This window comes from Nevskiales bacterium (assembly GCA_035574475.1).
Lineage (GTDB): Bacteria > Pseudomonadota > Gammaproteobacteria > Nevskiales > DATLYR01 > DATLYR01.
The window spans coordinates 1-19,673 of sequence record DATLYR010000048.1 but is presented as its reverse complement, the minus strand read 5'-3'; the positions used below and the strand labels follow the sequence as shown (position 1 = coordinate 19,673).

The following is a 19,673-nucleotide window of genomic DNA, read 5'->3' as shown; positions in this document are numbered from 1 at the left end:
CAGCCTTGAATACCATGCGCCAGATCGTCCTCGACACCGAAACCACCGGCCTGGAGCCGGCGCAGGGACACAGGATCATCGAGATCGGCTGCGTCGAGCTGGTCAACCGACGCCCGTCCCGTCGCGACTTTCACCGCTATCTCAACCCGGAGCGCGAGATCGAGGCCGGCGCCGAGGCCGTGCACGGCATCAGCAACGCCATGCTGGCCGACAAGCCGCGCTTTGCGGACATCGCCGTCGAGCTGGTGGAATACCTGCGCGGCGCGGAGCTCATCATCCACAACGCCGAATTCGACATCGGCTTCCTCAACGCCGAACTGGTGCGCGTCGGCGCACCGCGCGTGCAGGACATCTGCACTTACACCGACACGCTGGCCATGGCGCGGCGCCTGCACCCGGGCCAGAAGAACAGCCTGGACGCGCTGTGCAAGCGCTATCAGGTAGACAACACGCGCCGCGAGTACCACGGTGCGCTGCTGGACGCGCAGCTGCTGGCCGAGGTTTATCTGGCCATGACCGGCGGCCAGACCAGCATCGCGCTCGAGCCCGAGGCGGAAGCCGCGCCGGCGCTGCGCGGCGACCTGCAGCGCCTGCTGGCCAGCGCGCGGCCGCTGGTGATCCGGGCGACGGCCGAGGAGCGCAGCGCACATGCGCGACGTCTGCAGACCATCGCCAGGGAGAGCAAGGACGCCTGTCTCTGGCCCGCCGAGGAAGCCTAGGCCGGGTTTTGCCTGCCGAGGGTCCCCGCCGCCAGGCGCGGGCCTGTTGGCGCGAGGCGCTATAACAGCTGGAAGGCGAGAACCGCGACCAGGGTGGGTGGGGTGGCCGCCACCAGCAGGCCCAGCGGATTGATGGCTTCGTCCTCGAAGCGTCCGCGCAGGATGGCGAAGCCCGCCGGGTTGGGCGCATTGGCAATCACGGTCAGGCCGCCGCCGGTGACGGCGCCGGCCACCAGCGAGTACTTGAACTCTTCGCTCACGCCTTCGACCAGCGAACCGAGGTAGGTCAGCGCCGCATTGTCCGTGACCGCGGTCAGTGCGGTGGCGCCGTAGTACAGAACGGTCGGGTTCATACCAGAGAGAAGCTCCTGCAGCCACCACTTCTGCTGACCGCCCAGCACCACGAGCCCGGCCAGGAAGAAGGCCACCATCAGGCCCTCGCGCAGGATCAGGCGGTCCTGATAGCGTTCGTAGGCATGAGCGAAACCGAGGAAGAACAGCAGCAGACCCATGAACACCGCCGGATGATGCGCGAAGACCACCACGGTGGCCAGGAAGCTCAGGTGGATGGCCACGACCCAGTAAGGCACCGGCTCGACACCGCCACCGGCAGCCGGTTTGAGGGTGGACAGCTCACGCCGGAACAGGAAAGTCACGGCAAAGGCGTTCACCAGCACCGCCAGCGCAGCTTTCCAGCCGAAGGTGGTGATCATGTAGCTGAAGTCCCAGCCCCAGGTGCCGGCCACCATCAGCACCGGCGGCGCGGCAAAGGGGGTCAGCGTGCCGCCGATGGAGACATTGACGAACAGTGCGCCCAGCGTGCCGTACTGCAGGCGCGTGGATATCGGTTGCGAGTAATAACGGTCGCGCAGGATCAGCGCGGCCAGCGTCATCGCCGCCGGCTCGGTGATGAACGAACCGAGCAGCGGCACGAAGGACAGCGCGACGAAGTAGAACGCGGTCGTGGACGGCAGCGGCAGCAGCCGCGCCAGGCCGTGCACGCACTGCATGGCAAACTGCAGCACCGGCTTGCTGCCGGCGATCACCATGATCGCGAACACGAACATCGGTTCGGTATAGTTGCGGCTGTCCAGATACTCGGTCGCGGCGGTCTTGCCGCTGGTGACGAGCATGAACACGATCAGCACCATGGCCCACACGCCGAACACCGCCTCCACCTCGCCGAGCAGATGGAAGACGCCGGCGTGATTCGGGCGCGTATGCGCGAGGTGCTCGAAGAATTTGGTGGAGAAGGTGTGGATGATCGCCAGCACGAACAGTACCGTGCCGACGATCTCGAGGGTGCTCGGATTCATGGCCGCAGATTAGCAAAACAGCATGGCGCTGGGCTACGCGCTGCCGGTGATGACGTGCTGCCGGTGGCGCCGGCCCACGGCCCAGGCCACCAGCAGACTGAAGGCCAGCAATCCGCCTGAAATCAGCAGTTGGCGCGCATCCAGCAATTCCAGCAACGAGGGCTGCCGCACGCCCTGGCCGAGTTCCGCAAAGTCCAGCGATGCGCCAAAGCTGACGAAGGTCAGCAGGCTGGGCATCGTCCCGAGCAGCGTGGCCAGCGTATAAGGCATCCAAGGCACGCGCAGCAGGCCGCAGCCGTAGCTGACCAGCTCGTAGGGGGAGTAGACGACGCGCAGGATCAGTACCGTGCTGAAGGCCTGCTCGTCCAGCAGCGCGCGCCAGCGCGCCAGCAGGCCGCGCGCCGTACCGCCGGCCGTCTGACCGTTGACCAGCAGGCGGCCCAGGCCATAGGCCAGCTGTGCCGACAGATTCTGGCCGATGACGGTGTAAAACAGCGCCGGCCAGAAGCCGAACACGCTGCCGCCGAGCAAGGTCAGCCACATCGCGGGGAAGAAAATCAGCGGGCGCAGCGCATAGATGAGGATATAGACCATCGGCGCATAGCTGTGTCCGGCGATATGCGCGTGTAGGGCCCGTGCCAGATCCAGCACCCCATACCCCTGGCTGCCGGCCCAGGCGAAGCTGGCACCGAGCAGCGCCAGCCAGAGCAGAGCAGCCAGAATCTTGGTCTTGCGTCGCATGCGGCCGCTCAGCCGAGCCGGGTGGCCAGCAGGGTGATGACCTCGAAGTAGGGTGGCCGCGGCTCGCGGCTGGTCACCGCGCAGCGTTCGACCCGGAAGCCGGCCTCCTGCAGCAGACTGCGCAGCCGGGGCTCCGTGTAGCCCAGGTTGACGTGGTTGTAGGTGGCCACGGTTTCCTTGTGGCCGTGCCGCTTGAGGGTGGCACCGACCAGCTGGCCGCCCGGTTTGAGCACGCGTGCGGCCTCGGCCAGTACCTGCTGCGGCTGCTGGGTATAGGTCAACACATGCATGAGGAAGGCCTGGTCGAAGCCCCGTGCGGGGAAGGGCAGCTGATGCATGTCGCCGCGATGGAAGGTCACGTTGCTGAAGCGCGCCAGCCGCCGCTGGCCGGCCTCGACCACGGCGGCGCTCGCATCCAGACAGTCCACATGCTCGGCCTGTCCCGCCAGCAGCTCCGCCAGCACGCCGTCGCCCGAGCCGATGTCCAGCACACGCCCCAGACGCGTCAGGCCGATCAGCGCCCGCGCCGTGGCTTCCCAGGTGCGACCGGGCGAGTAATGCCGTTCCATGCGCCCGGCGACCGATTCCGCCCAGGTCTGCTGATGGCTGCGCGCCTCGACCAGCTGCTGCGCGCGCTCGCGGTCGTGCCGGATCTGGTGGTCGTCGAGGCTGCGCAACAGGCCTTCCAGCAGCTGGCGGGTGCCGGCGGGCTGCGCGCGCAGATTGGCGGAATAAAAGGCGCTGGCGCCGACGCGTTTGTCGCGCACTAGGTTCAGCTCGCGCAGCTTGCCGAGATGGGTCGAGACCCGGCTCTGGGCCAGACCGGTCAGCTCGGTCAGTTCGGCCACCGTCAGCTCGAACGACTCCAGTAGCAACAGCAGGCGCAGGCGCGTGGCATCGCTCAGCAGGCGGCACAGCTGGGTGCCATATTCGAGATCGAAACGGCTCATACCGGCGCAGAATGCCGGAAATCAAGGATATTGAACAGGTTAACTTGAGTGGCGCCCTTCGGGCTGGACCGGCGCGGCGATACGGCTGCGCGAGGCGCAACAAAAAAGGCCGCCCGCAGGCGGCCTCGTATGGGGCTGAAGACCGGCCCTACTCGGTCTTGAACGGGTTGCTCGGCGGCGGGGTCGGCTGCGGTGTGCTTTCGGCCGCCGGCTTGGGTGCGAACGGCGAGGCGAAGGCACTGACCGCCTGCACCGGCTTGGCCACCGCGGCGACGATCGGCTTCTGGATGGACTGGGCCTGGGTCACCACCGGCTTCACCGCTGCCGTGGCTTTCTTCTGTACGGTCTTGACCGCCTTGCGGGCCTTCGTGGCGGTGCGCTTGGCGGTGGATCTGGCCTTGCGCGCCGTGGCCTTGCCCTTGGACTGGACTTTACGCGCGGTGGACCTGGCCTTGCTGCGTACGGCCTTGCCCTTCTTCTTGGCTTGGCTGGCGGCCTTCTTCACGCGGCTCTTAACCTTAGCGACGAGCTTCTTGAGTTTGCTGGATTTTTTGGTCTTGGCCATAACTTTGCTGAGTTCCTTACGTGTGTCAGACAGGATATCCAGGCTGACGCGGGCGCTCTGGAAGATACGATCAACCGTTTCCCGGAGCAACTCGAGCTGGGCCTGGGCCATAACCTTAACGTTGCCAGAACTGCGCGCAGCGCTAAGACTGTTCAAGGCGGATTCGTAATGCGCGCGCAGGGACTTGAGCTCGTGCTCGGCCAGACGGCGAATACCCCGGGTCAGCGCGTCATTCGTCTCGGCAAAGGCCTGGGCGTAGGCGTTCTGCAGTCGCTCGACCTTGGTGGTCAGCTTCTTCAGGCGCTTCGCCTTGGCCATGCGTCACTCCCCCTTGCTTGATTTCTCATTATCGATTTCGGCCGAAGTGTATGCCCGCGTTTTGCGCGCTGTCAAAGGAATTTTGCGCATTTACCGGGCGGTGTCGTGCGCCCTTGCCAGGGCCGTCACGGACCGCTCGCGGCTATGGCGCCTGACTGGGAAGTCAGTTAAAGTGCCGGGCTCCGGTTGACGGCCCTTGTCCCGCGCCGCGCGCCACCGCGGTCGGCCGGCTGAACCCCCCGATTTTGCTGAACTTATAAACGAACGAGGACCCATTGCGATGATCTACGCAGGCAAATCCCTCCGCTGCCAGCTGCTCGACGGCGGCATCGCCGAGCTGTGCTTCGACCGCGAAAAGGACGCCATCAACAAGTTCGACTTGCGCACCGTCAACGAGCTGCGCGAGGCCGGCCAGGCGCTGGCCAAGGCCCAGGGTGTGAAGGGCCTCTTGGTGACCTCGGCCAAGGATGGCTTCATCGTCGGCGCCGACATCACCGAGTTCGGCCAGAACTTCCAGCGCTCGGAGGAGGAGATCGCCAGCTGGGCCTACGAGGCCAACAAGGTGTTCAGCGCGATCGAGGACCTGCCGTTTCCGTCCTGCACCGCCATCAATGGCATCGCGCTGGGCGGCGGCTTCGAGATGTGCCTGGCGACGGACTACCGCGTGATGTCGAGCAAGGCCCAGGTCGGCCTGCCCGAGGTCAAGCTGGGCATCTTCCCGGGCTTCGGCGGCACGGTGCGTCTGCCGCGCCTGATCGGCGCCGACAACGCCATCGAGTGGATCGCCGGCGGCGGCCAGCAGAAGCCGGAGACCGCGCTCAAGGTACACGCGGTGGACGCCGTAGTGCCGCCGGAGAAGCTCAAGGACGCGGCGCTCAAGCTGCTCGGGCTTGCGATCGACGGCAAGCTGGACTGGAAGGCGCGCCGCGCCCAGAAGACCGGCCCGCTCAAGCTCGACATGGTCGAGGGCATGATGGCTTTCGAAACCGCCAAGGCCTATGTCGCCAGCCAGGCGGGCAAGCATTACCCGGCGCCGGTCGAGGCGGTCAAGGCGATCCAGAAGGCCGCGCCCAAATCGCGCGACGAGGCCTTGAAGATCGAGGGCCAGCACTTCGCCAAGGTTGCCAAGACCACAGTGGCCGATGCGCTGATCGGCCTGTTCCTCAACGACCAGTTCCTCAAGAAGAAGGCCAAGGCCGCGGCCAAGATCGCGCGCCCGGTGAAGCAGGCGGCGGTGCTCGGCGCCGGCATCATGGGTGGTGGCATCGCCTACCAGAGCGCGGTCAAGGGCACGCCGATCATCATGAAGGACATCGCCGACAAGGCGCTGGACCTGGGCATGAGTGAGGCCAACAAACTGCTGGCCAAGCAGGTCGAACGCAAGAAGCTCACGCCGGAAAAGGCCGGCGCGATCCTCGCCAGCATCCGCCCGACGCTGAACTACGGGGATTTCGGCAACGTGGATATCGTCATCGAGGCCGTAGTCGAGAACCCCAAGGTCAAGAAGAGCGTGCTGGCCGAGGTCGAGGGCCTGGTCAAGCCGGGCACCATCATCGCCTCCAACACCTCGTCCATCTCCATCGACGAGCTGGCCACTGCGCTCAAGCATCCCGAGAACTTCCTCGGCATGCACTTCTTCAACCCGGTGCACCGGATGCCGCTGGTCGAGGTGATCTACGGCAGCAAGACCAGCAAGGAGGCCATCGCCACGGTGGCCAATTACGCCAGCGCCATGGGCAAGACCCCGATCGTGGTCAAGAACTGCCCGGGCTTCCTGGTCAACCGCATTCTGTTCCCGTACTTCGGCGGCTGGTCGGCGCTGCTGCGCGACGGCGCCGACTTCCAGAAGATCGACAAGGTCATGGAGAACTTCGGCTGGCCGATGGGGCCCGCCTACCTGCAGGACGTGGTCGGCATCGACACCTCGCACCACGTCGGGGACGTGCTGGCGGAAGGCTATCCCGACCGCATGAGCAAGGCGTTCAAGACCGCGCTCGACGTGATGTACGAGAACAAGCGCTACGGCCAGAAGAATGGCGTCGGTTTCTACAAGTACGAAACCGACCCCAAGGGCAAGCCGAAGAAGGTCGTGGACCCGTCCACCTATGACCTCATCAAGTCGGTGCAGCCGAACGGCCAGAAGGACTTCAGCGACGAGGAGATCATCGACCGCCACATGCTGCCGATGATCATCGAGACCGTGCGCTGCCTGGACGAGGGCATCGTCGAGAGTCCGCAGGAGGCCGACATGGGCCTGATCCTGGGCATCGGCTTCCCGCCGTTCCGCGGCGGCGCGCTCAAGTACTGCGACACGATCGGCATGAAGACCGTGCTGGAGAAGGCGGCGAAATACGCCCATCTCGGCAAGCTCTACGAGCCGACTGCGTCCATGAAGAAGATGGCCGCCGACGGCAAGACCTATTACAGCAAGTAAAGCCATGGCGCGCATCGGGCAAGCCCTTCTCGGAGACGCAAAGTCAGCCATCGATGGCGTTCGGGCGCGCACATGGCGGCGGGACACGGTGCCTGCGAAGCAGTGGGTGCGGGACCCGCCGCCCGCCCGCTCCCACTCAATGCATGCTTCGCATGTCTCTGGGTCGCGGGCGTGGTGCGTGCACGCTCCTCGAATGGCCCGCCCGACACGCGCCACAAGAAATACTGGAGAACAGCCATGACCGACGTAGTGATTGTTGACGCCATCCGCACCCCGATGGGCCGTTCCAAGGGCGGCGTATTCCGCAACGTGCGCGCCGAGGAGCTGTCGGCGGAACTGATCAAGGCGATCCTCGCGCGCAACCCGGCGGTCAAGCCGGCCGAGGTCGAGGACGTGATCTGGGGCTGCGTGCAGCAGACCCTGGAGCAGGGCTTCAACATCGCGCGCAACGCCGCACTGCTCGCCGGCCTGCCGCTGACCGTATCCGGCCAGACCGTGAACCGCCTGTGCGGCTCCTCGATGACCGCGATCCACGCCGCGGTCGGCTCGATCAAGGCCGGTGTCGGCGAGATCTTCATCTGCGGCGGCGTCGAGCACATGGGCCATGTGCCGATGACCCACGGCTTCGACGGCGCTCCGGCCCTGGCGCTCAACACCGCCAAGGCCTCGGCCATGATGGGGCTCACCGCCGAGATGCTGACCCAGACCCACGGCATCAGCCGCCAGCAGCAGGACGAGTTCGCACTGGCCTCGCACCGGAAGGCCTATGCGGCCTGGAAGGAGGGCCGCTACCAGAACGAGATGGTGCCGATCCTGGGCCACGACGCCGACGGCCTGCCGATCCTGGTGGACTTCGACGAGGTCGTGCGTCCCGACGCCAACCTGGACGACCTCGCCAAGTTGAAGCCGGCTTTCAACCCGAAGGGCTCGGTGACCGCGGGAAATAGTTCCGCGATCTCCGATGGCGCCAGCTGTACGCTGGTCATGAGCGCCGACAAGGCCAAGAGCCTGGGCCTGAAGCCGCTGGCGAAGATCCGCGCCATGGCTTCGGCCGGCTGCAACCCCTCGATCATGGGCATCGGCCCCGTGCCGGCCACGCAGAAGGCGCTCAAGCGCGCCGGCCTGGACATCAAGGACATCGACTATTTCGAGCTGAACGAGGCCTTCGCCGCGCAGTCGCTGGCGGTGCTCAAGGATCTCAAGCTGCTCGATCGCATGGACCGCGTGAACCTCAAGGGCGGCGCCATTGCGCTTGGCCATCCGCTGGGCTGCTCGGGGGCGCGCATCACCGGCGCGCTGGCGCACATACTCAACGAGAAGGACGCACAGTTCGGCGTCGCCACCATGTGCATCGGGATGGGCCAAGGCGTGGCGACCGTGCTTGAGCGGGCCCACTAAGGGGCTGGCGTTTTTCTCGCTGCGTAGCACATGCGTAGCGGCTACTGAAAAATTACGCTTTCCCGGCGTGGATTTTCCCGCCAGAATGGCCGTGCCTGACGGGGCGGCTGGTGATTTGCTTTTGCAAACAGTAGGCTACGGGTCAGATACCTAACAACTCAAAGACTGACTGACCATGACCTGCGGTGGGGCAGGCCGACGCCAGGGAGGGCGGATTGGGGTGTGGGAGGGCGTCGTGGGGAGATCCAAGTCGTTGTTTATGAGCTGTTTCCGATGGGGTGCCGGTCACCCTGCGGCCCACCGTCGCCCGCGCCTGTGGTTGGCGGCCAGCCTGGCGGTTGCGGCTTTGACGGGCACGGCATCCACCCTGGCACAGTCGGCCGGCGACATCGAGGTCAAGGTCCGGCCGGTCGCGCGCGGTTACTACCATCTGCGCGAGGCCATGGACCTGGAACTGCAGCGTAAACTGCGCCGTTCCGTGCGCGAGCTTGGCCTTGAGGATGCGATCGAGGACAAGCAGTTGTCGGTCGCACTCGTGGACGTGACGGAACCTGGCGATCCCCGGCTGGCCATGATCAACGGCGACGAGATGATGTACGCCGCCAGCCTGCCCAAGATCGCAATCCTGTTCGGCGCCTTCCAGAAGATCCACGAAGGCCGCCTGCGCCTCGATGACGAGCTGCGCCAGCAGATGATCGACATGATCCGCGTGTCCTCGAACGAGGCGGCGACCTACGTGCTTGACCGAGTGGGACGCAGCTACCTGGCACGGTTACTGCAGTCGCGGCAGTACCGGTTCTACGACGCCAGCCTCAATGGGGGTCTATGGGTCGGCAAGGCCTACGCCAGCGGCGGTGCCTACCAGCGCGACCCGTTGCACAACATCTCGCACGGGGCCACCGCTTACCAGGTGGCGCGTTTCTACTACCTGATGGAAACCGGACGGCTGGTGTCGCCCGAGTACAGCCGGCAGATGAAGGAGATCATGGGCAACCCGGGCATCCACCACAAGTTCGTAAAAGGTCTCGAGGAAAGCCACCCGGACGCGCGCATCTACCGCAAGTCCGGCACCTGGCGCGAGTTCCATTCCGACAGTGCCATCGTCGAGCGTGCCGGCCGCCGCTATATCGCCGTGGCCCTGGCCGAACACCGCAAGGGTGGCGAATGGCTGCAGAAGCTGATCGTGGCGATGGATGACATCGTGTTCAGCCAGCCGCGCCCGATCCAGTCCGCCGGTTTGAATTAGGGAATCTCTGATCTATTCCGTCACCCCGGCGATAGCCCGGATCCGTCGGTGGCATGGCGCCGACCTCGAAAGTCGCTGGATTCCGGCTCTCGCCGGAATGGCAAAAGCCATGAATCGGGAGTTCCCTGAGTAAAGCTTCACTCCCGCTTGAGATCTGTCGCCGGGCGTGCGCCCGGCAGGGTCGAAACCAGGGCGGCGCGGTTGATCGCGTGGTAGTCGTCGCGGATGCTCAGCACGGCCCAGGCCCACAGTCCGCAGAATCCCAGCACTACCCAGCTCAGCTGGCCGACACCCAGCTGCCAGGGCAGCCATTGCGTCAGCAGGAGGATCACGGCATTGCCGGCGATCTTGAAGGTGCGGTAGCCGACCATGTCGATCCAGGCCTTGGCCCGATAGATGGTGACCGGATCCACTGGCACGTACAGCAGCTCGCGCGAGGCCCGGTTGATCGAGTAGGACAAGCCGCGATCGGCGATCTTGGCTGCCGCAGCGACCGCCAGGCGCGACTGCAGGGCGAAGCACAGCGCCGTGGCGCCGAGCAGCAGCGGCTGCACCAGCAGACCCGCGATGGCGCCCAGCCGGCGGTGGATCACAGGCGTCACCAGCAGGTTCACCAGCAGCGCGACGCCGCTCAGTACGCTGAGGAACTGCGACAGATAGGCAGTGCGCAGCTCGCGCTGCGGGTAAGTCACCTCGACCAGCGACATGAACTGATACTCGACGATCGGCTCAGCCATCTGCGACAGCAGCAGCATCAGGGCGATCAAGCCCAGATAGCGGTTGCCGCGCAGCGCACGCCAGCCGCGCCCGACGGCAGCCGGCAAGGCATCCAGCGGCGTGTGTTGGACGTGTTCGCGGTACAGGCCGTGCCGCGCCAGCAGCAGAGTGAGCGCGATCATCAGCGCGATGAAGCTCGCTGCCACCAGCAGCAGGTCGGCCGTGTTCACGGGCGTAGACGTGAGCAGCCAGTTTGCGAACAGTCCACCGACCAGCCCCCCCAGCAGCCCGCCGCTGGCGATCAGCCCGTACCAGCGCCGTCCTTCTGCACTGCGATAGACGCTGTTGGTCAGGCTCCAGAACTGCTCGACCAGCACTACACTGAAGATATCCACCAGAATATAGAAGCCGACCGCGACCTCGAGACCCGGGTCGAGCATCAATGCCCTGAACAGCACCAGCAGCGCGACGATCAGCAGACAGGAGCCGATCACGACATTGACGCGGCTGTAGCGACGTACGATCCACTGGTACAGTGGCATCAGCGCCAGCAGCAGCAGGGCGCTCGCCGTCCACACATAGGGCAGCTGTGCGGCGTCGGCGTGCTCCAGAAACAGCGAGCGGCTGGCCGGCTTGACCAGGTAATAGGCCAGGATGATCAGGAAGAAATTGGTGAACAGCAGCGCCGAGCGCGCCATCGGTCGGTGCCAGAGGTCTAGCGGCGTTTGCGGAGCGGTCATGCGGGTTCCTAGTCGGGCGGGCCGTCCACTGGCGCGGCCGGCTGCCCGGCGGGCAGTACGGGCTGAGGCTTAACCGCCGGCGCCTGCGGGTGATAGGACTCGATCAGGCGCTGGATGCGCAGCGCGAGCGTCTGGTGTGCCACCGCCGAATTCACTTTCAGCACGTTCGACATCACCGCGACCAGGTACAGCAGCCGCGGGTTTTCCGCGGGCGACTCTATGATCGCAACCGAGGCCAGCCGGTTGGTCTTGTCGCCCATGTACTTCTTGCAGTGTCGCGGCCCGTCGTGGCACTGGAAGAACGAGCCGGACTTGAAGTACACGGCGGCCTCGTGCAGTGCCGGGTGCGAGGCATAGCGGATGCGGCGTTGGGTCATGTACATCAGGCGCTTGATCTCGCGGCTGGACCAGGCGTCGATCAGCGTGCCGGCCTCCAGCCGGAACAGATAGCGCACGAGCTGCTCGGGTGTCGCCCAGCTGCCGCCGGTGACGGCCACCTGCTGGTTGCCGCCGCGGGTAAAAAAGCTGGACTGGCGGATGCGCGCCGGATCCAGCCCGGCAGCGATCACGGCGTTGGTGTGTACCGCATGGAAGATCCGACCCAGCTCCGCGCGCGGCGTGCTGCGGAAAAACGCGGCCTTTTCCTGCTCGCTGACCGGGTAGCGCTGGCGGAAATGCGCCAGGGCGATGAGTTCCTTCTGTACCATTGCGGCTGCCGAGTTGGAGCTGGCCGACATCATCCAGTCCAGGTACTCCCACAGATTGCCGGTGTCGCCGATGCGCATGCTGCGGCTGATTTTGCGACGCTTCTCGACGTCGAACAGCACGATGCCGTGATGGTCGTACTGGCTGAAGGCGTCGGCCACCACGCGGCTTTCGCGCAGTACGCGCTCGCGCGCGGCGATGTCATGCGGATAGATCTGGGCGAGCAGGTGGAATGTCGCCAGCGCCACCAGGATCTTGCCCACGCTGCCGACGTTGGCCTGCATGTCGCCCTGGTGCGTGCCATAGCGCGGCGCCGCCGGGTCGCTCAGGTCCAGCACGGCGATGCCGTAGTTGGGACGTGCGCCGGCATCGAGCAGGGCGCCGAGCTTGCGGCTGAAGTCCTGGTCCAGAGGTGGCAGTGTGCGCCCGTCGCTCTGTTTCCAGCGTGGCTGCACCTGCTCCATGCTCAGATACTGGCCCTTGGGATAGCGCGGCCCGGGGATTTCGCCCGCGCGCGCCAGGCGGTAGTACTCGAGCCGGCGGATGCCGGTGTAGGGGTAGCCGTCGATGGGGTAGGCCTGGGCCAGCACGGGCAGGCCGGCGAGCAGCGCGAGCAGCAGCGCTCTCATGATCCCGACGCCCCGGCGTCAGGCTGCGGGGCCTGAATGATGGGCCCCGGCTGCGGCGCCGTCTCCGGCACGGGCGCCGGTGCGGGTCTGGCAGGGGCCGGCACGGGCGGTATCTCGCGCAGGTCGACCGTGCGCGGCACGCCCGTGGCACTGCGCCGCAGGCTCGCGTCCATCTGCGCCAGGTACTGGTTGCGCATCGCCGCCTGATTCTGCAGGAACGGACGGATTTGGAACAGCATCAACTTGCCGTCCACGAAACCGAACTCGATATCCGCCGGCGCCGGCCGGCCCTGCCCGTCGAGCAGCGGCGGGTACTTGCCCGGCAGGCTGCGCGCCAGCGCCGCGAGCTGCGCGATTTCTTCTGCCTGCAGCAGCTTGTCCGGTGCCGGTGCCTCGACCAGGCGTGAACCGCCCTCACGTAGCAGCACGCGCATGAGCGGTGCGGTGGCCGAGGCCATCAGCCGCACCTCGCCGGTCGGCAGGTAGACGCGCAGGGTCTCCGCCGCCTGGCCTTCGACGCCGCCGCCCACGCCGGCGTTGGCGACGATCGTGAGGAAACGCCGGTCACCGGTTTCTGCGTCGGCGGTGATCATGACCCCGGATTTCTCGTTCGGCACGCTCTTGTGCAGCAGGACCGAGGCATACACGTGCTCGGGCTTGTCCATCAGGCCCTGGCGCCAGCCGTAGGCGCGTTCGGTGAAGGGGGAGGTCCACACCTCCTTGATGGCCTTGAGCACGTTGTCGAAGCCGACCACATTCGGCACGGTCTTGTTGAGGCCTGCGCCGCTGAAGCCAGGTAGGTCTTCGACGTTGGTGTCGCTGCGCACGAACACGCCGTAGCTGCCGTCCTCGCCGAAGGTGTTTTTCATCGCCTCGCGCAGCCCGCTGCGGAAGGCCTCGTCGAAGGGCTGGGCGGCGATCCAGTCGCGCACCTCGGCCAGGAAGGTCTTGACCCGCTGCGCGCGCGGCTCCGGCGCCAGCAGACCCATCTCCGCATACTGGGCCTGCATCCAGGCAAACATGCTCTGCGGCTTGCCGGCCTCGCGCGGGCGGTCGAGCAGGGCGCGGAACGCGCCGAAGGGGATGGCCAGGCCCGGCGAGACCTGGCCGGGGAAATGGCGCGCCAGCTCGCCGACCTGCGCGGCTTTGGGCCCGACGCTGCGGCCGGAGTCGGCGGCACTCAGCTGGCTGGTGGGGATGAAGCCGCGCCGGTTGAGGTCGAGTTTGTGTAGGTTGACTGCGATCAGCACCTGCGGGCGGCTGTCCTGCGGGAACAGTGGTGCCCATTGCGGACCATCGTCCTCGATGCGCACCACGCCGGCGCGGCTCGCGGCGAGCACGATCGGCTTGCCACGACGCGCCTGCAGTCCGGGCAGCAGATCGCGGCCCACCACGACGTTGGGGATGCCGAGATTACGGGCCAGCAGCTGCACGTGCGACAGCGCATTGCCTTCCTCGGCGGTGAGGATGCCGGCCACCGGCGGCAGGTCCGCGGTGGTTTCCGGCACCAGCCAGATCGCGGCCGGGCTGCCGGCCGGCAGCGTGCGTGCGTCTTCCTCCGTGTACAGCATGCCACGCGCGAGCCCGGGATTGAGCCGGCGCAGCCCGGTGCTGACCGGCTGGCCGAACAGGCTATGGCGCACGCCGCCCAGGCGCGCGACGTCCTCTGCCAGCGATTCCAGCACGCTGGAATAGAACAGCATAGGACTGGAGCGCAGCCGGTCGGGTATGTACATCTCGACCATGGGGTCGAGTGCGGCGAGGCGGTCGATCGCGGCGCCGAAGTGGTAGCCGAGGCGCCGCGCCGACCAGCCGGGCGGGCGTTCCAGGTACTGGATTTCGTTGCGGTAGTTCTCGAAGGGGATCACGTGCACCGGCAGGCGCGCAAGCGACTGCCGGATTTCTTCCAGCTCGCGCTGCGTGAGCAGGCCGAGCCCGTAGAGGCACTGGGCCGAAAGACCCAGCCAGGCCAGCCGCTGGCCGCGGCTGGCGCGAGGCAGGCCCTCGAGCAGCGCACGGGTGGCGGTGAAGGCGTTCAGCTCGGCGGCGAGCCCCGCGTCGAGGGCCTGCAGGCGCACGCGCGGCCTGCCCAGTTGCAGCAGGTGCTCGCGGATGAAGCCCAGCACCTCGCCACTGATGCGCAGCTGGCTTTCCGGATCGATCTGTGTCTGCAGGTCGGCCGCGAAGGCGGCTATGCGCTCTGCGAGCGCCGGCTCCTGCACGCGCCTGGCGAGCGCTTCGAGCGCCGCCGGCAGGGTCTTCTGCAGGTAGGCACGGTCGATGTCGGCTGCCAGGCGTTCGTAATCGGCCTGCAGCTTCGCTTTGGCTTTGGGGCCCGCCGCATACTCACGTACCCGGCGTGCGTCACCGGCATCGGGTGCCGCGTGGATCTTGTCGCGCAGCCGCGCGAAATCCGGATCCTGTTCGGTGACCGTGGTCGCCAGCCCGCGGATCTGGGTCAGAACGTTGGTGGATACACCATGCGGCAGCAGGCGCGCGGACTCGTACAGCACCACGATGCGCTCGCGCCAGACCGGGTCGCCGAGCAATGCCAGCAGGATTTCGGTGGCGCTGTCCTGTTCGTTGTAGTCCTGCAGCGCGCCACGGTAAAAGCGCGCGCGCCGGAAGATCCAGCCGTCGTCGAATGCGATCAGGAACTTCTCCGCCAGCAGCAAGGGCAGGAAGGCGGGGTCGGCCTGCGGCCCGACCACCTGTTCCGGCTTGATCGAGGCGAGGACATTCGCGATCGGGTACCCGGATTCGCGGATTTTCTTGGTCTTGTCGCTCCACTCGCCGTGCTGCACGCCGCCGCCCCGGCGCTCGCAGGCGAAGGGTTCGGGTTCGAGCACCGAGCCGTCGTTGCAGAACCAGCGGATGTGCTTGAATGGCCCGCGTTCGCGGGTCTTCATCTCCTCGATCCAGGCGCGCATGTCCTGGAGCGTGGGCTTTTCCGGCAGCGGCACAATGGCCGGCGCCCGTTTGGGTGCCGCGGCTGGCGCCTGCGCAGGGGGGCTGCTGCGGGCGGCAGGAGAGGGGGTGGTGGCGGGGGATGCGGCGAACACGGCCGGAGCGAACCAGGCCATGCAGCAGAGCCAGCACTGTATCAGCGTTCTCGTTGGAGTCACCGCTACAAGATTAGCACGGCAGCCGTGTCGGCCCGCCGGCTCGCGGTGGCGCGCGCCCGGGCATGAGTCCACGCGCGAGGGCTCAATTCACGGCCGCTGCAGACACCGCGCGGAAGACCAGCTCGCCGTTCTCTGCATCCACACGCACCGTCTCGCCCGGCCCGAACTCGCCCTGCAGTATCCGCCTGGCGAGCGGGTTCTCCACTTGGGCCTGCACCGCGCGCTTGAGCGGGCGCGCGCCGTAAACCGGGTCGAAGCCGGCCTCGGCCAGCTTGTCCAGCGCGGCGTCGGTGATCTCCAGCTCGAGGTCGCGCTCGCGCAGCCGCGCGCGCAGATGCTCGGTCTGGAGGCGGGCGATTTCGCGGATCTGCGCCTTCTGCAGTGGGTGGAAGACCACCACCTCGTCGATGCGGTTGAGAAACTCCGGCCGGAACTCCTTCTGCACCACGGTCAGTACCGCGGCCTTCATGTCGGCGTAGTTTTCCTCGCCCGCCATCTCTTGAATGAGCTGGGAGCCGAGATTCGAGGTCATGACGATGACTGCGTTCCGGAAGTCCACGGTGCGGCCCTGGCCGTCGGTCAGGCGGCCGTCGTCCAGGACCTGCAGCAGCACGTTGAACACCTCGGGATGCGCCTTCTCGACCTCGTCCAGCAGCACCACGGAATAGGGCTTGCGGCGCACGGCCTCGGTGAGATACCCGCCTTCCTCGTAACCGACATAGCCGGGCGGGGCGCCGATCAGGCGCGCCACGGAGTGCTTCTCCATGAACTCGGACATGTCGATACGCACCATCGCGTCCTGGGTGTCGAACAGGAAGGCGGCCAGCGCCTTGCACAGCTCGGTCTTGCCGACGCCGGTGGGGCCCAGGAACAGGAAGGAACCGATCGGCCGGTTGGGGTCCGACAGCCCGGCACGCGACCGGCGGATCGAGTCCGCGACCGCGCGGATCGCCTCGTCCTGGCCGACCACGCGTTCGTGCAGCGCCTCTTCCATCCGCAGCAGTTTCTCGCGCTCGCTTTCCATGAGCTTGGACACGGGGATGCCGGTCCAGCGCGAGACCACATCCGCGATTTCCTGCTCAGTCACGCTGTTGCGCAGCAGCTTGAAGCTCTGCTGTTCGGTCTCGGCCGCGGCCTTGAGTTTTTTCTCCAGCTCCGGGATGCGGCCGTACTGGTATTCGGCGACCTTGGCCAGATCGCCGGCGCGCCGCGCAGCCTCCATCTCCACGCGCGCCTTGTCCAGCGCCTCCTTGAAACCGGCGGCGCCGGACACGGTGGCCTTCTCGGCCTTCCAGACTTCTTCCAGGTCGCTGTACTCGCGCTCGAGCTTGCCGATGTCGTCCTCGAGCTTCTCCAGACGCTTCTTCGAGGCCTCGTCGGATTCCTGCTTCAGCGCCTCGCGCTCAATCTTGAGCTGGATCAGCCGGCGGTGCAGTTTGTCCAGCGCCTCGGGCTTGGAGTCGATTTCGATGCGGATGCGGCTGGCCGCCTCGTCCACCAGGTCGATGGCTTTATCCGGCAGCTGGCGGTCGGTGATGTAGCGGTGCGACAGCTTGGCCGCGGCGATGATGGCGCCGTCGGTGATGTCCACGCCGTGGTGCACCTCATAGCGCTCCTTGAGGCCGCGCAGGATGGCGATGGTATCCTCGACGGAAGGCTCGTCCACCAGCACCTTCTGGAAGCGCCGCTCCAGCGCGCCATCTTTTTCGATGTACTTGCGGTATTCGTCCAGCGTGGTGGCACCGATACAGTGCAGCTCGCCGCGCGCCAGCGCCGGCTTGAGCATGTTGCCGGCATCCATGGCGCCTTCCGCCTTGCCGGCGCCGACCATGGTGTGGATCTCGTCGATGAACAGGATGATCTGGCCCTCTTGCTTGGCCAGCTCGGTCAGCACCGCCTTCAGGCGCTCCTCGAATTCGCCGCGATACTTGGCGCCGGCGATCAGTGCGCCCAGGTCGAGCGCCAGCAGGCGCTTGTTCTTGAGGCCTTCCGGCACCTCGCCGTTGACGATGCGCTGGGCCAGGCCTTCGACAATGGCGGTCTTGCCCACGCCCGGCTCGCCGATCAGGGCAGGATTGTTCTTGGTACGGCGGCTCAGCACCTGCACCACGCGGCGGATCTCGTCGTCGCGGCCGATCACCGGATCGAGCTTGCCGGCCTCGGCGCGCGCGGTCAGGTCGATGCAGTACTTCTCCAGCGCCTGGCGCTGGTCTTCCGCATTGGGATCGTTCACCGCCTGGCCTCCCCGTACGGCGTCGATCGCTTTGCTCAGGACGGCCTTGGTGGCGCCAGCCTTGCGCAGGGCTTCGCCCACCGGGCCCTTGTCCTGGGCCATCGCCAGCACCACCAGCTCGCTGGAGATGAACTGGTCCTTGCGTTCCTGCGCCAGCTTGTCGGCCAGGTTGAGGATGCGGCCGAGCTCCGTGCTCAGCGAAATCTCGCCGGTGGCCTCCTTGAGGCGTGCCAGCCCGTCGAGCTGGCTGTTGAGCTGGGTACGCAGCGCATTGACGTTGACGCCGGCCTGCGCCAGCAGCGGCACCACCGTGCCACCCTGCTGGTTGAGCAGGGCCAGGAGCAGGTGTACCGGCTCGAGCTGCGTATGGTCGCGGCCCACCGCCATGCTCTGGGCATCGGCGAGTGCGCTCTGCAGCTTGCTGGTCAGTTTGTCCATGCGCATGGGTATTTTCGCTCTTGTCATTCCGGCGCAGGCCGGAATCCAGTGTCTTTAAGATAGGGGTGAGGCGCTGGACCCCGGCTTGCGCCGGGGTGACAGTCAGTCGAGGGGTGCGATGTTCCATCGCACCCCTCGCTTCCCGTCAGCTGCGCACCGCGATCCGGCGCGGCTTGCTGCTTTCCTTCTTGTTGATGACCACCTCGAGTACGCCGTCCTTGACCTTCGCATCCACCTTGTCCGCGTCGGCGGTATCCGGCAGCGCGAAGGCGCGGGTGAAGCGGCCATGGAAGCGCTCGACGCGGCGGTAGCCGTTTCGCTCTTCCTTGCTCTCGCTCTGGCGCGAGCCGGAGATCGTCAGCACGCCGCGCTCCAGCGTGACCTCGATGTCCTTCGGATCGACGCCCGGTACGTCAGCCTTGATGTAGTAGTGGTCGTTGTCCTCCTTGATGTCGACCGGCGGCGACCAACTGGTGTCGGCCGTGGACAGATCCGCAAGACCGCTCCAAGGCGCATCGAAGATGCGGCTCAGGTCCTGGTGCAGCTGGCCGAGCAGGTTGGTCGGTTCGTACAATCTCAGGTTCATATACAGCACCTCCTTAACGTCTCCTTGCAGGTCGTTGGGTTGTGGGGGCATCGCTGCCAACCCTGCCAGCTAGATGGGGGCGACCGCGCGGTTTTCAAGGCGCTCCGGCGGCCGTTGCTATACTGCCGGCAGCCCGGAGGAATTCCATGAAGGCCTATAAAAATCAGCAATTTATCAACAGCCCGGAGGCGCGCACTCTGCGCATGTTGGCGGAATACCTGGAGCCGCAGACGCGGCTAGCCCGGCACGGCGTGCACAAGGCCGTGATCTTCTGGGGCTCGGCGCGCATCCGTCCGGGCCTGTCCCGCGGGCCGGATGCGGTGGATTACTACGACGCCGCGCGCCAGCTGGCAGCGCGCCTGGCGCACTGGACCACCGAGCGCCACGGCGCCGAAGACCGCTACTACATCTGCACCGGCGGTGGCCCGGGCATCATGGAGGCTGCCAACCGCGGCGCCAGCGAAGTGAATCCCGGCCTGTCCGTCGGCATGAACATCTCGCTGCCGCACGAGCAGGAATCCAATGCCTACGTCTCGCCGAATCTGAGCTTCGAGTTCCACTATTTCTTCATGCGCAAGTTCTGGTTCCTGAACCTGGCGCGCGGTATGGCCATCTTCCCCGGCGGCTTCGGCACCATGGACGAGCTGTTCGAGGTGCTGACGCTGGTGCAGACTGGCAAGAAGGAAGTAATTCCGGTGTTGCTGTTCGGCAAGCGCTTCTGGGAGCAGCTGATCCGCTTCGACCTGTTCGTGGAGCAGGGCCTGATCGGGCGTGAGGACCTGGACCGGATCTACAGGACCGACAGCCTGGACG

14 protein-coding genes are annotated in these 19,673 nt (G+C 66.3%); 5 read left to right on the top strand and 9 right to left on the bottom strand.

What is annotated here, in order from left to right; translation table 11 throughout:
- The first annotated feature begins 14 nt into the window (after window positions 1-14).
- A complete protein-coding gene (gene dnaQ / locus VNJ47_02980; GenBank protein HXG27796.1) occupies window positions 15-719 on the top strand; it encodes a DNA polymerase III subunit epsilon in 705 nt (234 codons plus the stop codon).
- Between the two features lie 59 nt (window positions 720-778).
- On the opposite strand, the gene VNJ47_02975 is transcribed toward dnaQ, so the two are convergent.
- The 4 genes from VNJ47_02975 to VNJ47_02960 form a co-directional block, all read right to left on the bottom strand.
- Entirely contained in the window at window positions 779-2,035 is a 1,257-nt protein-coding gene (locus VNJ47_02975) for a putative Na+/H+ antiporter (protein HXG27795.1), read from the bottom strand.
- A gap of 33 nt (window positions 2,036-2,068) precedes the next feature.
- Complete coding sequence (locus VNJ47_02970; protein HXG27794.1) at window positions 2,069-2,776, bottom strand: VTT domain-containing protein; 708 nt, start codon at window positions 2,774-2,776, stop codon at window positions 2,069-2,071.
- Between the two features lie 8 nt (window positions 2,777-2,784).
- Window positions 2,785-3,726: a metalloregulator ArsR/SmtB family transcription factor gene (locus tag VNJ47_02965; GenBank protein ID HXG27793.1), complete on the bottom strand. Its 942-nt coding sequence runs from the start codon at window positions 3,724-3,726 to the stop codon at window positions 2,785-2,787.
- Window positions 3,727-3,874: 148 nt separating this feature from the next.
- Window positions 3,875-4,609 carry a phasin family protein gene (locus VNJ47_02960; GenBank protein ID HXG27792.1) on the bottom strand — a complete coding sequence of 245 codons (735 nt, stop codon included), beginning with the start codon at window positions 4,607-4,609 and terminating at the stop codon, window positions 3,875-3,877.
- A 280-nt stretch (window positions 4,610-4,889) separates the two neighbouring features.
- Here VNJ47_02960 and fadB point away from each other — a divergent pair, with 280 nt between their 5' ends.
- The 3 genes from fadB to VNJ47_02945 all read left to right on the top strand — a co-directional run bounded on the left by fadB (window position 4,890) and on the right by VNJ47_02945 (window position 9,687).
- The gene (fadB, locus tag VNJ47_02955) at window positions 4,890-7,043 is read left to right on the top strand and encodes a fatty acid oxidation complex subunit alpha FadB (protein HXG27791.1); all 2,154 of its coding nucleotides are present in this window, start codon (window positions 4,890-4,892) and stop codon (window positions 7,041-7,043) included.
- Window positions 7,044-7,280: 237 nt separating this feature from the next.
- A complete protein-coding gene (gene fadA / locus VNJ47_02950; GenBank protein HXG27790.1) occupies window positions 7,281-8,441 on the top strand; it encodes an acetyl-CoA C-acyltransferase FadA in 1,161 nt (386 codons plus the stop codon).
- A 346-nt stretch (window positions 8,442-8,787) separates the two neighbouring features.
- Complete coding sequence (locus tag VNJ47_02945; GenBank protein ID HXG27789.1) at window positions 8,788-9,687, top strand: serine hydrolase; 900 nt, start codon at window positions 8,788-8,790, stop codon at window positions 9,685-9,687.
- A gap of 137 nt (window positions 9,688-9,824) precedes the next feature.
- Here VNJ47_02945 and VNJ47_02940 read toward each other — a convergent pair whose 3' ends face one another.
- From VNJ47_02940 to VNJ47_02920, 5 genes are all read right to left on the bottom strand, one after another.
- Window positions 9,825-11,144 (bottom strand): Npt1/Npt2 family nucleotide transporter, encoded by a 1,320-nt coding sequence (locus tag VNJ47_02940; GenBank protein ID HXG27788.1) that lies wholly within the window; start codon window positions 11,142-11,144, stop codon window positions 9,825-9,827.
- An 8-nt stretch (window positions 11,145-11,152) separates the two neighbouring features.
- Window positions 11,153-12,478, bottom strand: coding sequence for a hypothetical protein (locus VNJ47_02935; GenBank protein ID HXG27787.1), 1,326 nt, complete (start codon window positions 12,476-12,478; stop codon window positions 11,153-11,155).
- A complete protein-coding gene (locus VNJ47_02930; GenBank protein HXG27786.1) occupies window positions 12,475-15,561 on the bottom strand; it encodes a PEP/pyruvate-binding domain-containing protein in 3,087 nt (1,028 codons plus the stop codon). The genes VNJ47_02935 and VNJ47_02930 overlap by 4 nt, the downstream gene beginning before the upstream one ends.
- Before the next feature lie 124 nt (window positions 15,562-15,685).
- Window positions 15,686-18,280 (bottom strand): ATP-dependent chaperone ClpB, encoded by a 2,595-nt coding sequence (gene clpB / locus VNJ47_02925; protein HXG27785.1) that lies wholly within the window; start codon window positions 18,278-18,280, stop codon window positions 15,686-15,688.
- 139 nt (window positions 18,281-18,419) lie between these two features.
- Complete coding sequence (locus VNJ47_02920) at window positions 18,420-18,860, bottom strand: Hsp20/alpha crystallin family protein (GenBank protein ID HXG27784.1); 441 nt, start codon at window positions 18,858-18,860, stop codon at window positions 18,420-18,422.
- 146 nt (window positions 18,861-19,006) lie between these two features.
- Between VNJ47_02920 and VNJ47_02915 the strand changes: the two genes are divergently transcribed.
- Window positions 19,007-19,673 (top strand): LOG family protein (locus VNJ47_02915; protein ID HXG27783.1); only part of this gene is annotated, 667 nt, incomplete at its 3' end.